The organism is Altererythrobacter sp. CAU 1778, from assembly GCF_054482795.1.
In genome coordinates this window covers 431,377-445,109 of record NZ_JBTLRP010000002.1, presented here as the reverse complement: position 1 = coordinate 445,109, position 13,733 = coordinate 431,377, and the positions used below count along the sequence as shown (strand labels likewise).

The following is a 13,733-nucleotide window of genomic DNA, read 5'->3' as shown; positions in this document are numbered from 1 at the left end:
CTGCAACAAGAAAAGGCGCGCCTGCCCGGACGCGCGGAATCAGCCCGTCGTGCAGTCGCCGGTGCGCTGGGTATCCATCTTCATCTTCATGCGGACGGAGCCCATCGGCAGGTTCTGGTTCATGGTCATGACCATCGACTGGCTTTCTTCGCCCGTCTCGCCCTGCAACTGGACCACGCCTTCGGTCATCTGACCCTGCGTGCCGATCTTGCAGGCCATTTCCGCATCGAGCCGAGTACCGTCGACATCGAAGCGATTGAAGGTGCAATCGCCGTCGGCCATCTTTTCCGAATAACCGCGCCAGCCGTCTTCGACATCGGCCTGCGTCAGGCAAAAACTGTGGCCCTGCGACAGCTCGCCCGATGCCGCATCCTTCATCTGGCCGACCATGCTGTCGGGAACGCCCGGAACCTCGAATTCCAGCAGTTCGACACGCGCGTCGTACTGCCCCGGCAGCGGCTTGACCGCGCCTTCCATCGCGGCGGCGACTTCGTCTTCGGTGGGCGCGTCGGCTTCCTCGTTGGAGCCGCAGGCGGCCAGCGCGAAGGCGCCGGTCAGTACGATGGCGGAGATCAGGCGCATTTTCGATTTTCCCTCAATGATTGCGCCGATGCTACCAAGCCCGCCCCACCCTGCCAACCGCTTTGCCCGCGGCGATTGCCATGTGTTGCAGGACAGGACATCTCGCCCCATATCGGCCCGCATGGCCGAACTCGTGATCCGCAGGGGCTTGGAAGAGCCCGACACCACCGGGGAGTTCGTCCCCCACAAACCTGCCCGACCGGAAAAATCCATGGGCGGGCGGCGCTTCGAACTGGTGTCGGAATACGAGCCCGCGGGTGACCAGCCGACCGCGATCGCGGAACTGGTGGCAAGCGCGCGCGACGGGGAGCAGACGCAGACACTGCTGGGCGTCACCGGTTCCGGCAAGACCTTCACCATGGCCAAGGTGATCGAGGAATTGCAGCGGCCCGCACTGATCCTCGCGCCCAACAAGATTCTCGCCGCGCAGCTTTACGGGGAGTTCAAGAGCTTCTTCCCCAACAACGCCGTCGAATATTTCGTCAGCTATTACGACTATTACCAGCCCGAAGCCTACGTCCCGCGCAGCGACACCTACATCGAGAAGGAAAGCTCGGTGAACGAGGCGATCGACCGGATGCGCCATTCCGCCACCCGCGCGTTGCTGGAACGCGACGACGTGATCATCGTCGCCTCCGTATCCTGCCTCTACGGCATCGGCTCGGTCGAGACGTATTCGGCCATGATTTTCGACATCAAGACCGGCGACACCGTCGACCAGCGCGAGCTGATCCGCAAGCTCGTCGCCCTCCAGTACAAGCGCAACGACGCATCCTTCCAGCGCGGCAATTTCCGCGTGCGCGGCGACAATCTGGAACTGCACCCGAGTCACCTCGAAGACACTGCCTGGCGCATCAGCTTCTTCGGCGACGAGATCGAGGAGATCGCCGAATTCGACCCCCTGACGGGCAAGAAGGGACAGGTGCTGGAGAAGGTGCGCGTCTACGCCAATTCGCACTACGTGACGCCCGGCCCGACGATGAAGCAGGCGAGCGCCGCCATCAAGTTCGAGCTGGAAGAACGGCTGAAGGAACTGCACGAAGAAGGCCGGTTGCTCGAAGCACAGCGGCTGGAGCAGCGCACCAATTTCGACCTAGAGATGATTGCCGCGACCGGCAGCTGCAACGGGATCGAGAACTACAGCCGGTTCCTGACCGGGCGCCTGCCCGGCGAACCGCCGCCGACCCTGTTTGAATACCTCCCCGAAAACGCCCTGCTGTTCGTAGACGAAAGCCACCAGACGATCCCGCAGATCGGCGCGATGGCGCGCGGGGACCACCGCCGCAAGATCACGCTGGCCGAATACGGCTTCCGCCTGCCCAGCTGCATCGACAACCGCCCCTTGCGCTTCAACGAATGGGACGCGATGCGCCCTCAGACCTTTGCCGTCTCCGCCACGCCCGGCGGGTGGGAGCTGGAACAGACCGGCGGCGTCTTTGCCGAACAGGTCATTCGCCCCACCGGCCTGATCGATCCGCCGGTCGAAATCCGCCCGGTCGAGGACCAGGTCCAGGACTGCATCAACGAGTGCAAGGAAACCGCGAAGAAGGGCTACCGCACGCTCGTCACCACGCTGACCAAGCGGATGGCGGAAGACCTCACGGAATTCATGCACGAAGCGGGCGTGCGCGTGCGCTACATGCACTCGGACGTCGAGACGCTGGAGCGTATCGAGCTGATCCGCGACCTGCGCCTCGGCGTGTATGACGTGCTGGTGGGCATCAACCTGCTGCGCGAAGGGCTCGACATTCCCGAATGCGGGCTGGTCTGCATTCTCGATGCCGACAAGGAAGGCTTCCTGCGCTCCGAAACCTCGCTGATCCAGACCATCGGCCGCGCCGCGCGCAATGTCGATGGCAAGGTCATCCTCTACGCCGACCGCGTCACCGGCAGCATGGAACGCGCCATGGCGGAGACCGAGCGGCGGCGCGAGAAGCAGCGCGAATACAACGAGGAACACGGCATCACGCCGACCACCATCAAGCGCCAGATCGCCGACATCGTCGCGCATTCGGCGGCAGGCGACGGCGTCACCATCCCGACCGGCGATGACGAACGCAACAACCTCGTCGGCCACAATCTGCGCGCTTATATCGAAGACCTCGAAAAGCGGATGCGCAACGCAGCCGCCGATCTCGAGTTCGAGGAAGCCGGGCGTTTGCGCGACGAAATCCGGCGCTTGGAAAACGACGAGCTGGGTCTTGGCGACAACGAGAAGAAAGCCCCGCTGGTCGGCCGCAGCAACGAAGGCAAACCCGGCACGCGCAAGATGCGATACGGGCGGACGCAGAGGAAGTTCGGGAAGTGAGATACGCCGCCATCGCAGCCCTCGCGCTGCTTGCCACGGCTTGCGACCAGTCCGGCGCGCAGCAGCGGGTCGAGCTGGAGCCGCGTGAGCCCACGGCGTCCGAGCCGCTGCCTTCGCCCGATACCGAAGGGGCTGTTTGGGAGCCGCACACGCTCGACAGTTCGCTGCGCTTCGGCAAGCCGGAACGGGATCCGCTGTTCACCATGCAGTGCGACGATGGCACCCTCGTCCTGACCCGCAACTCGCCCGCCGACGATGGTGCGAAGGCAATGATGGCGATGATCGGCAATGGCCGCATTTCGCGCGTCTATGTCGATGCGACGACCACCGGCGACCAGTCCGCTTGGGAAGGGCGCTATCCCGCAAACGACGAAGCGCTCGATGTCTTTCTGGGCGGCGCGCGGGTCGAAGTCACGGTGCCGGGTGCAGGCACGTTCGATCTGGCGGGAAGCGAGGCTCCCTCGCGGCTGGTTATCGACTGCCGCCGGATGAGCGAGCCGCAGGAAGCGCCTCCGCCAGCGACGTAAGCGCATCGGGGGCAAGGATCTGCGGCAATTGCTGCGGCGATGCGCCCGGTACGTACCATACGTAGAGCGGCACGCCCGCTGCGCCCTGCGCCTCGAGATAGGCGGTGATTTCCGGATCGCGGCGGGTCCAGTCGCCGCGCAGCACCCTCACGCCGTTAGCGGCAAAGGCATCGCGCACCGCCTCGCGTTCGATCGCGACATTCTCGTTCACCTTGCAGGTGACGCACCAGTCGGCCGTCATCCAGACGAACACCGGTCGACCCGCTGCCGTAGCCTCGGCCAGGGCATCGGCACTGAACGGCTGGGCAGCGAGCAGGCCCGCATCGCGTTCGCCCACGCGTGTTTCGATGCTCGCAGGCAGGGCGAAAGCGGCGAAAATCAGGAACGGCGCGACGATCAGGCCGAAGGCGGGCCATGCCAGCTTGCCCGCTCGCTGCAATCGCCCGACCACCACCAGCGCCAGCAACACGCCGAACACCAGCACCATCGCCATCAGCCCGAAGCCGCGCCCGCCGAGCCGCGCGGTGAGCCATACAAGCGCGAGCGCGGTCAGCCCCATCGGCACCGCCATGATCCGGCGAAACCGCTCCATCCACGGCCCCGGCTTCGGCAGCAGCGCCCGCAGGCGCGGCACGAAGCCGAGCGCGAGGAAAGGCAGCGCCAGCCCCAGCCCCATCGTCGCGAACAGCAGCAGCGCATAGGGCGCGGGCAGCAGCAGCGCCGCGCCCAGCGCCGCCGCCATGAACGGGCCCGTGCAGGGCGTCGCCACGAAAGCCGCGAGCAATCCGGTGCTGAACGCGCTTGCGGGTTCGCCGCCGCGCGTCACCGACAATCCGGGCAACTCGTAGATGCCGAGCAGGTTCGCCGTGATCGCCACCGCCAGCACCAGCAGCGCGACGACCACGCCCGGTTCCTGCAACTGGAACGCCCAGCCGACCTGTTCGCCGCCCGCGCGCAGCAGCAGCATCAGCGCGCCCAGCGCCACGCAGGCGAGCACGACGCCCGCCGTATAGGCCAGCCCTTCCTGCCGCGCATGGCCCGCGCTCTCGCCTGCCCGCGCGAGGCTGAGCGCCTTGAGGCTGAGGATCGGGAACACGCAGGGCATGATGTTGAGCAGCAATCCGCCCAGCAACGCGCCGCCCAGCAACAGGAGCAGCGACGGTGTTGCGACTGTGCCGCCGCCCAGCGGCTCGCCCAGCGGCGGAACTTCGCCCGCCTCCGCGAAGAAGCGGACGCCCTGCCCCTCCGCCCCGAAAGCGAGGATGCCCTCGACCGTATCGGGCGCGTTCGAGAGCGCGCTGCGCGGGATTTCCGCCACCAGCAGGTCGCCCGTGCGCGAGAAAGCCTGCGCCGCGGCGTAATCCGCCAGTTGCTCCGTCCCGATGAACAGGTGCGGTTCGCCGATGTCGAGGCTGGCGGGAATGGGAATCGCCAAGCGCAGGCGGTCGTCCGTCAGCGCAAACCGCGCGGTGCTGTCGAGCTGCGCGGGAATGCGCGCCTGCCATGCGGCGAAACGTTCGTCCCAGCCGCCGTCGCCTTGCACCGAGACCATTGCCTGCAATTGGGCGCGCTGCGGGACGCAGATCTTGTCCGTGCAGGCGAGATAGTCTGCCGTGACGGCAATCGGCACCGCGGTCTCGGCCGCAGCACTGGCAGGAACCGAGAGCGGCACGAGCACCGCATACTGCCCCTCGTAAATATGGTTCATCAGCCCGCCGACGACCAGACGCTTCGGCACCGGATATTGCGGCTCGCCCGCCTGCCAGCCCGGCGGCAGCGCCCAGTCGAGGCTCATGCCGAAGCCTGCATCGCCCGGATTGCGCCAGTAACCGTGCCACTCGGCAGAGCGCGGGGTGAAGACCAGTGCCAGCTCCAATGTGTCACCGGGCCGCGCAGGCCCTTCCACCACCAGTTCGGCGGAGAGATTGGCGTCGTTCGGCTGGGCGAGCAGCGGGGATGCAAGCAGCGCGGCAAGCAGGGCCGCAATCAGGGCCGACCAGTAAGCCAATATCCTTGCGCGCATGGTGCAGAGCGCTCTAGGGCTGCGGACCATGGACGACAAGCGCGACCTTCTTATCCTCGGCGGCGGACTGGTGGGCATGACGCTCGCGCTGGCAGCCGCGCGGCGCGGCCTTTCCAGCCACGTCGTCGACCGCGCCGACCCGGCGGAACTGACGGCGGAAGGGTTCGACGCACGCGCCTCCGCCATTTCGACCGCGAGCTGGAACCTGTTTCGCAACATCGGCATCGCCGACCAGCTGGAACGCCACGGCCAGCCGATCACCTCGATCGCGGTCACCGACCAGATGAAGCCGGGCCGGATCGACTTCACGCCCGAACCGCACGAAGGCACGCTGGGCCGGATGTTCGCCAACCGCGAACTGCGCCTCGCCCTGTTCGAAGCCGCTGCCAAGGAACCCTTGATCGACTGGCGCAGCAAGGCCGAAATTACCGTTCGCACGCGCGGCGAATTCGGCGTTTCCGCCACACTCGCCAGCGGCGAGGTGCTGCACGCCGCGCTGATGGTCGGTGCGGAAGGCCGCAATTCGCCCACGCGCGAGGATGCGGGCATCGCCATCGCCAAGTGGGATTATTCGCACCGCGCGATCATCGGCGCCCTGCACCATGAAAAGCCGCATGACGGCGTGGCGTGGGAAATCTTCTATCCCGCCGGTCCGTTCGCGCTGCTGCCGATGCGCGACGATCCGCAAGGCAACCACGTCAGCGCGCTGGTGTGGACGGTGGACGAGCGCGATGGCGACGCCGTGCTGAAACTGTCCGACCGCGCCTTACGCGCCGAGGTCGAGAAGCGCATGGGAGGCATCTACGGTGCGGTCGAACCGGTGGGCAAGCGAATGTCCTGGCCGCTCGGCTTCCACCACACGGTCCGCATCACGGCGGAACGGCTGGCGCTGGTCGGCGACAGCGGACACGGCATCCACCCGATTGCGGGTCAGGGGCTGAACCTGGGCCTGCGCGACGTGGGCGCGCTGGTGGAGGTGCTGGGCGAAGGCATGCGCCTCGGCCTCGATCCCGGCGATGCGCAATTGCTCGCGCGATACGAGACATGGCGGGGGCTCGACAGTTTCAGCGTGGCGCTGGCAACTGATTCGCTGACGCGCCTGTTCGGCGTATCGGGCCGTTCGGCGTCCGCCGTCCGCCGCTTCGGCATGGCGGGCGTGCAGCGCATCGCCCCGCTCAAGCGGTGGTTCATGGACGAAGCGCGCGGCGTCTCCGGCGCGGTGCCGGAACTGATGAAGGGCTGAGAGCCTAGCCCGCGCTGGCCGGGCTGAGCTGTTCCACCCGGTTGCCCTCGCCATCGCGAAGGTTGCGCGGCTCCAGAATCGCGGCGCTTTCTATCCGCTCCAGCGCGAGCTGCGCGCTCGCATAGCGGCGCGCATCGCGCAGCCAGCGCTTGGCGTCTTCGCCGTTCGCGCCCGGCAGGGCTTCCACCTCGGCCACGGCGGCGTTCGCACGTCCGGATTCGAGGAAGCGCCGCGCCCGTTCCAGCCGACGCTGGGGTTGCGGAGACGGGGTATCCTCGCTCCGGATGGTGAACAACTCGCCCATCTCGCGGCGCAGCATGGTCAGCGCGGACTCGTCAGCCGAAGCCTGATCGAGCGTCGGGCTGAGCGTGTTCAGCCGCGCGAGCAACTGGTCGAGCGTAACCGGACGCTGGGAAAATTGCGTCAGCGTGTTCACCGCATTGGGCTGCGCATCGCCGAACCGCAGGCGCAGCTGCTCGCCGAGATAGCCGAGCCGGTCCCCGCGTTCGAGCGAGCGGCGCGTGGCGAAGGCGATCAGCAGCCCTTCGGCCCGCGCGGCATTGCCGGACGCCGCCTGCGTCTGCAGGTCGAGCCGGGTGAGACGCTGTTCCAGCGCGGCGAGGCGGCTATCCATCCCGCCCTGCTGTTCCTCCACCCGCGCCATGGCGGCAACCGGTGTCGACGCTGCATCGGCCCCGGCCTCGCGAGGTTCCATGCTCGGCTGGCTGGATGCGGGCGCGGCAGCGTCCTGTGCCAGCGCGACTTCCTGTCCTTCTGCGGGGAACAGATAGCCCGTACGCCACGCGACGAACACGGTCATCGCAATGCCGAGCAGGAATGCGATTATCGTCGCACTCGCGATCAGGCGCGGCACCGACGGCCCGGCGGGGCGCGTACGCCCCTGTTTGGTATAGGTAAAGTCGTCCATCAAACTCTTGTCATGTGGCCGCCTCGTCCCGGTGCCGGTCGGCGCCGGTGCGGCTTCGCGTCACTTCTGGCACATACCGGCGGCAAAGGCCAACAAAGCCGCATCGTCGGGCGTGTCGGCGCTGCCGATAGCGCGCCAGCCGGATCCCGCCGCGCGCGCGATCCGCGGGCCGAGCGCGGCGATGGCGATCCGTCCGCGCGGAACGCCCATCCGGTCACATTCGGCCGCGAAATGGCGTGCTGCCGCAGCGGAATGCAGCAGGACGCAGGCGCCATCGTGCAACTCGTTCCCCTGGGTCTCGGTCAGGGGTTTGGCTTCGACGCGGTAAGTGATGCGCGCTGCGATCTCGGTCCCGCGCGGCACGGTAAGCGGCAGATGTTCCTCCCCCGCCAGTCGCAGGAGCCGTGCCGGCCGGTCGACGCCCAGCCCGTCGATAAGCGCCTGCAAACCGCCGCTGCCAATGGCGGCGACGTGAAATCCCATCTCCGCCGCGTGGCGGGCGGTGGTTTCCCCGACGGCATAGACGGGAAGGTTGATGAGCCTTGCGGCCTGCCTGCCCGCATGGCGCAGCGCGTTGGCGCTACCAATCAGCAGGCCGTCGAACTGTTCGGCAGGCACGTCCCATTCGCACGGCACGACGGCGAACATGGGCATGGCCAGCACGTCCAAACCCTCGGCCTGCGCCTGCCGGACCGTTGCGGCGTTGCCCGGCTCGGGCCGGATGACGACCAGTTTCACGAGTGCGGCGGACCGGAAAAGACGCTGCGGATCCCTCTGCTCGCGCGGGAAAGCAGTTCGGCAGCCAGCCGCGCCGGCGCCCCGGTATCCTCCGCTGCGAATTCGGCCTCGCCCTCGACCCGCTCCGCCCCGTCGGGGCTGAACAGCGCCGCGCGCATCGCCAGCCGTCCCGCCGCGAAGTCGCACAGCAGCGCGATCGGGCTGTGGCAATTGCCGCCCAGTGCCTCCAGCAGCGCGCGCTCCGCCATCACTTCCGCGCGCGAGGGCGCATGATCGAGCGGCGCGAACAGCGCGGCGACCGCCGGATCGTCGGCGCGGGTCTCTATGCCGATCGCCCCTTGCGCGGGCGCGGGGAGGAATTCCGCGGGATCGAGCGGCGTGCCCACGCCATGTTCGCCCAACCTATCCAGCCCGGCCTTGGCCAAAAAAGTCACGTCCGCCTCGCTCGCCTGCAACCGCGCCAGCCGCGTCGCGACGTTTCCGCGAAAGGTCACCACCTCGCAATCGGACCTTGCATGAAGCAGCTGTGCCGCCCGGCGCGGTGCGCTGGTGCCGACCCGTGCGCCCTGCGGAATGCCCTTGATAGAGCTGGCGCCGACCAGCATGTCGCGCTTGTCGGCACGGGGCAAGATCGCGGCAATCGCCAGTTCCGCGGGGCGCAGCGTCTCGACGTCCTTCATCGAATGCACCGCCGCATCGATCCGCCCGTCAATGAGGCAGGCGTCGAGTTCCTTGGTCCACAGCGCCTTGCCGCCGATCTCCGCCAGCGGGCGATCCTTGATCCGGTCGCCGCTCGCCAGGACTTCGACCAGCTGCACCCGGTCAGGCGTCCAACCATGCGCGGCGCATAATCTGTCCCGGGTTTCATAAGCTTGCGCCATCGCGAGCGGAGAGCGCCGCGTGCCGAGTTTCAGGATGCCGTCGGGGGGAAGAGTTTCAGCCATGTGTCCGCGCTTGCCCTAGCGCCCCATCTCGTCCAGTGGAACCCGCATGACGCTGGTGCTGGGGATCGAGTCAAGCTGCGACGAGACGGCGGCGGCGCTGGTCACGCACGACCGGCGGATCGTCGCCCAGCGCATAGCCTCGCAGGACGAGGCGCATCGCCCCTACGGCGGTGTCGTCCCCGAAATCGCCGCCCGTGCCCATGCCGAACGTGTGACCCCGCTGGTTCAGGCGGTGCTGGAAGATGCAGGCGTGACGCTGGCCGATTGCGACGCCATCGCCGCCACCGCCGGGCCGGGGCTGATCGGCGGCGTGATGGTCGGGCTGGTCAGCGCCAAGGCGCTCGCCATGGCCAGCGACACGCCCTTGTTCGCGATCAACCACCTGGAAGGCCACGCCCTGTCCCCGCGCCTTGCCGATGCGGAACTGGCGTTTCCCTACGCGCTGCTGCTGGTGTCGGGCGGACATTGCCAGATCCTGCGGGTGGAAGGCGTGGGCCGCTACCGCCGCCTTGCCACCACCATCGACGATGCGCTGGGCGAAGCCTTCGACAAGACCGCCAAGCTGCTCGGCCTCGGCTACCCCGGCGGTCCCGCGGTCGAGAAGCTGGCTCTGGCGGGCAACGATGCCGCCGTGCCCCTGCCGCGCCCGCTGGTCGGCAGCGCGGAGCCGCATTTCTCCTTCGCCGGACTGAAAAGCGCCGTCCTGCGAGCGCGCGAGAGCGGCCAGCACGCCGATGCCGACATCGCCGCCAGTTTCCAGCGCGCCGCGATCGACTGCCTGCTCGACCGGCTGCGCGTCGCATTCGCAGGCATGGAGCCGGTCCCTGCGCTGGTCGTCGCGGGCGGTGTCGCCGCGAACCGCGCGATCCGGACCGCGCTGGAAACCTTCGCTGAGGAACGAGGCTTGCGCTTCGTCGCCCCACCGCTGGCGCTGTGTACGGACAATGCGGCGATGATCGCATGGGCCGGGGCGGAACGGATCGCGCAGGGCTTTGCGCCCGATCCGCTCGAAATCGGCGCGCGTCCGCGCTGGCCGCTCGACCCGGACGCGGAGCCTGCGCGCGGTGCTGGGGTGAAGGCATGACGCGCTCGGTCGGCGTAATCGGTGCAGGCGCATGGGGCACCGCCCTCGCACAGATGGTCGCTTCGGACGGCAGCGAAGTCCTGCTCTGGGCGCGCGAGCCGGAGGTCGTGTCCGACATCGCGGAAAACCGCCGCAACTCGGCCTTCCTGCCTTCCGCGCAGCTTCATCCGGGCGTCCGCGCGACCGGCGATCTGGCCGATTTGTCGGGCTCCGACGTGCTGCTGGTGGTCACGCCCGCGCAGCATCTCGGCAGCACGCTGTCCGCCCTGCCCGTTCCGGCGCGCGACCTGGTGCTGTGCAGTAAGGGGATCGAGGCGGGGACCGGAAGGCTGATGAACGACGTCGCCAAGTCGGTCGCGCCGCAATCCGATATCGCCGTGCTAGCCGGTCCGACTTTCGCGCACGAGGTGGCGGGCGGGCTGCCGGCCGCCGTCACGCTCGCCTGCGGTGGCGGCGAGGCGCAGTGGGACCGCATCGCCCCCGCCCTCGCCCGACCGGCTTTCCGGCCCTATTATTCGGATGACGTCGCGGGCGCGGAGATCGGCGGCTCGGTCAAGAACGTGCTCGCCATCGCATCGGGCGTGGTCGACGGTTTGCAGCTCGGCCAGAATGCGCGCGCCGCGCTGATCGCGCGCGGCTATGCCGAGATGCTGCGCTTTGGCGAAGCGATGGGTGCTGAGCGCGATACGCTGGCGGGGCTATGCGGCCTCGGTGACCTCGTGCTGACCTGTTCCTCCACCTCCAGCCGGAATTTCTCGCTCGGCAAGGCGCTGGGCGAAGGTCGCTCCGCTGCCGAACTGATGGCCGACCGCCGCACCGTGGCGGAGGGCGCCTTTACCGCCCCCGTGCTGTGCGAACTGGCTGAGAAGCACGGCATCACCATGCCGATCGCGCAGGGCGTGCTGCGGCTGCTGGAAGGCGCCCCTGCCCGCGATATCGTGACCGACCTGCTCGCGCGCCCGCTTCGCGCAGAAGGCCTCGACGCTTGAGCACGCCAGCACCGACGGCCAGTCCGCTGCCCCCCGAAGGGGCGGACGATAGCGGCGATATTGCCGCGCTCGCCAAGGGTGGGCGGACCAATTTCTTCGGCTTCCTGATCCGGCTGGTCGCGCGCCTGCCGTTCCTGTTCGTCGCCGGGCGGCTCTACGGGGCGGAGGTGCTGGGCATCTTCGCCTACGCGCTGGTGGTGGTCGAGCTGACCAGCCAGGTCGCGACGCTCGGCCAGAAACGCGCGCTTGCCGCGCAACTGGCGGCGGAGAATGCCGAACCCGCGCATATCGTCGCCGACGGCCTGATGCTGACCGTGCTGTTCGGCGGATTTTTCACCGCCGCGCTGATGCTGTTCCCGCAGCCGATGTTTCCCAACGGCGGCGCGACGTGGATTGCCTTGCTGCTGCCGCTGACGATCATTCCCTACGCCTTCACCGAAATCGCGCTGGCGGCGCAGGCGTACAAATATGACATCGCCGCGACCGTGCGCGCGCGCGCCGTGGTGGAGCCGTGGACGATCTCGCTGGTCGCGGTGGCGGCCTATTACGTGGTGCCCAAGGGCGGGCTGGAACTGGCCTATATCGCCTCGATCCTCGCCGCGATGGCGACCGCGTTCCACGCCCTTATCAAGTCCTACGGCGTGCCTCGCGGCTGGCGACCGAGCCTTTCGCGCACGTGGACGCTGGCAAGGGCGAACCTGCCGATCGCGGGCGCCGACATGGTCGAATGGGGTACGCGGCGGCTCGACATCGCGATCCTCGGCCTGTTTGCCGGGCCAGCGACGGTCGGCATCTATTACATCGCGCAGCAGGTCGCCTCGCTGCCGCAGAAGCTGAAGACCAGCTTCGAACCGATCCTCGGCCCCGTCATCACCAAGAACCTGAAGACGAAGAACTATGCCGCCATCGCTCAGCAGGTGTGCCAGGTCGGGTTCTGGATCATCGCCGCGCAGGCGGGCATCGCGCTGGCGCTGGGCATTCCGGGCGAAGCGGTGATGGGTCTCGTCGGGCCGAGTTTCGTCGGCGGCACGGGCGCGCTCGCGCTGCTGCTCGCCGCGGAAGTGGTCGCGGCCACTGCCGTCGTCTCCGAAGCGGCGCTCGTGTACATGGCGCGCAAGCGCAACCTGCTGATCTCGCTGCTGACCATCGCGTTGCAGGCGGGCCTCACCATCGCGCTTATGCTGCTGATCGAACGGTTCGCATTGCCGCCAGGCTACCGCGCCGCCGCCGCGGCAGGATCGCTCGCCGTGGCGCTGGGCGTGGCTTCGCTGGTCAAGGCATGGCTTCTCTCGCGCATTTTGGGCCACCGGGTGAACAACTGGCGCTGGGCGCTGGTCTGGGCGGCCGCACCGGCGGCCGTCGTCGGCTTCGTCTTCACCCAGTTCACGCCCGAATGGATGGAATTGGCGCTCGGCGTGCCGGCCATCCTCGGCGCCTACGGCTATTTCATCTGGAAGCGCGGCTTCGGGCCGGAAGACCGGGTCCTGTTCAAACGCAACGGCGGCGACGACTGATGCGCGCCACCGGGGTTCCAAGCCACGCGCCCGCCCGCTAACAGTCACCCGATGATCCGCAACGCTCCCCTCGCCATAGCCGCAGGCGCCGTGCTGACCGCGGCGGTTGCCCTGCTCGCCGCGAGCGGGGTCGGCGCGATCGGCGAACGGCTTTCGTCTCAGGCAGAGCAGGCGATTGCCGCGAACGGCGGCGAAGGCATCACCGCCCGCTTCACCACCGGCAACGGCTGGGCGACGCGCCACCCCGAACTGCACGACAGCGGCAACGCCACAGAGGATGTGCGCGACCGCGTGGCCAAGGCGATAGCCGCCATTCCCGGCGTCGGCGGCATCAGCTGGGCCGACGGCAGCATCGTTGCGGGCGGTCAGACCGAAGTGCTCAGCCCGCTGCATTGCCAGGAAGATGTCGAGGCGCTGCTCGCCGCGCGCACCATCCGGTTTGAGGAAAGCTCCGCCGCGATCGATGCGGGCAGCCGTTCTTTGATCGACGAGGTGGCGGACGCGCTGCGGCCCTGCCTTGGCAGCATCATCGCGATCACCGGCCACAGCGACACGTCGGGCGATGCCGCCGCCAACCAGCGCCTGTCGCAGGATCGCGCCGACGCGGTGCGCCGCGCACTGATCGACCGCGGCATCCCCGCAGACGGGCTGCGCGCCCGCGGCATGGGCTCGGCGGAGCCGGTGGAAGGGCTCGACCCGGCCGACCCCGCCAATCGCCGGATCGACTTCTCTGTCCTGATGATCGAGCCGCTGAAACCCACCCCGGTCGATACGCCCGGCCCGCGCTAGAAAGTCGAACCCACGCCCATGCCCATCTGGTTGGAACTCGTCGTATTGTCGCTGATTGCCTACA

The 13,733-nt window shown here is 68.1% G+C and carries 12 protein-coding genes; 7 read left to right on the top strand and 5 right to left on the bottom strand.

Going from position 1 to position 13,733, the window contains the following annotated elements:
- Window positions 1-39: 39 nt before the first annotated feature.
- Window positions 40-582, bottom strand: a complete 543-nt coding sequence (locus ACXYN8_RS10160; protein WP_458889322.1) for a DUF3617 domain-containing protein — start codon at window positions 580-582, stop codon at window positions 40-42.
- Window positions 583-703: 121 nt separating this feature from the next.
- Here ACXYN8_RS10160 and uvrB point away from each other — a divergent pair, with 121 nt between their 5' ends.
- Entirely contained in the window at window positions 704-2,890 is a 2,187-nt protein-coding gene (gene uvrB / locus ACXYN8_RS10155) for an excinuclease ABC subunit UvrB (protein WP_458889321.1), read from the top strand.
- Window positions 2,887-3,417: a hypothetical protein gene (locus ACXYN8_RS10150; protein WP_458889320.1), complete on the top strand. Its 531-nt coding sequence runs from the start codon at window positions 2,887-2,889 to the stop codon at window positions 3,415-3,417. The genes uvrB and ACXYN8_RS10150 overlap by 4 nt, the downstream gene beginning before the upstream one ends.
- Here ACXYN8_RS10150 and ACXYN8_RS10145 read toward each other — a convergent pair.
- Complete coding sequence (locus ACXYN8_RS10145) at window positions 3,362-5,440, bottom strand: protein-disulfide reductase DsbD family protein (RefSeq protein ID WP_458889319.1); 2,079 nt, start codon at window positions 5,438-5,440, stop codon at window positions 3,362-3,364. The genes ACXYN8_RS10150 and ACXYN8_RS10145 overlap by 56 nt on opposite strands.
- On the opposite strand from ACXYN8_RS10145, the gene ACXYN8_RS10140 reads away from it, so the two are divergent.
- On the top strand, window positions 5,439-6,683 hold the full coding sequence (locus ACXYN8_RS10140; protein ID WP_458889318.1) for an FAD-dependent monooxygenase: 1,245 nt from the start codon (window positions 5,439-5,441) through the stop codon (window positions 6,681-6,683). The two genes, ACXYN8_RS10145 and ACXYN8_RS10140, sit on opposite strands and share 2 nt — an antisense overlap.
- Window positions 6,684-6,687: 4 nt before the next feature.
- Here ACXYN8_RS10140 and ACXYN8_RS10135 read toward each other — a convergent pair whose 3' ends face one another.
- The 3 genes from ACXYN8_RS10135 to hemC are packed head-to-tail and all read right to left on the bottom strand — an operon-like array spanning window position 6,688 to window position 9,293.
- Window positions 6,688-7,611, bottom strand: coding sequence for a hypothetical protein (locus ACXYN8_RS10135; RefSeq protein ID WP_458889317.1), 924 nt, complete (start codon window positions 7,609-7,611; stop codon window positions 6,688-6,690).
- A gap of 60 nt (window positions 7,612-7,671) precedes the next feature.
- Entirely contained in the window at window positions 7,672-8,349 is a 678-nt protein-coding gene (locus tag ACXYN8_RS10130; protein WP_458889316.1) for a uroporphyrinogen-III synthase, read from the bottom strand.
- A complete protein-coding gene (gene hemC / locus ACXYN8_RS10125) occupies window positions 8,346-9,293 on the bottom strand; it encodes a hydroxymethylbilane synthase (protein WP_458889315.1) in 948 nt (315 codons plus the stop codon). The genes ACXYN8_RS10130 and hemC overlap by 4 nt, the downstream gene beginning before the upstream one ends.
- 46 nt (window positions 9,294-9,339) lie before the next feature.
- Between hemC and tsaD the strand changes: the two genes are divergently transcribed.
- The 4 genes from tsaD to ACXYN8_RS10105 are packed head-to-tail and all read left to right on the top strand — an operon-like array spanning window position 9,340 to window position 13,669.
- The gene (tsaD, locus tag ACXYN8_RS10120; protein WP_458889314.1) at window positions 9,340-10,377 is read left to right on the top strand and encodes a tRNA (adenosine(37)-N6)-threonylcarbamoyltransferase complex transferase subunit TsaD; all 1,038 of its coding nucleotides are present in this window, start codon (window positions 9,340-9,342) and stop codon (window positions 10,375-10,377) included.
- Entirely contained in the window at window positions 10,374-11,366 is a 993-nt protein-coding gene (locus tag ACXYN8_RS10115; protein WP_458889313.1) for an NAD(P)H-dependent glycerol-3-phosphate dehydrogenase, read from the top strand. The genes tsaD and ACXYN8_RS10115 overlap by 4 nt, the downstream gene beginning before the upstream one ends.
- Entirely contained in the window at window positions 11,363-12,880 is a 1,518-nt protein-coding gene (locus tag ACXYN8_RS10110) for a lipopolysaccharide biosynthesis protein (RefSeq protein WP_458889312.1), read from the top strand. The genes ACXYN8_RS10115 and ACXYN8_RS10110 overlap by 4 nt, the downstream gene beginning before the upstream one ends.
- 51 nt (window positions 12,881-12,931) lie before the next feature.
- Window positions 12,932-13,669 carry an OmpA family protein gene (locus tag ACXYN8_RS10105; protein WP_458889311.1) on the top strand — a complete coding sequence of 246 codons (738 nt, stop codon included), beginning with the start codon at window positions 12,932-12,934 and terminating at the stop codon, window positions 13,667-13,669.
- Window positions 13,670-13,733: the final 64 nt, after the last annotated feature.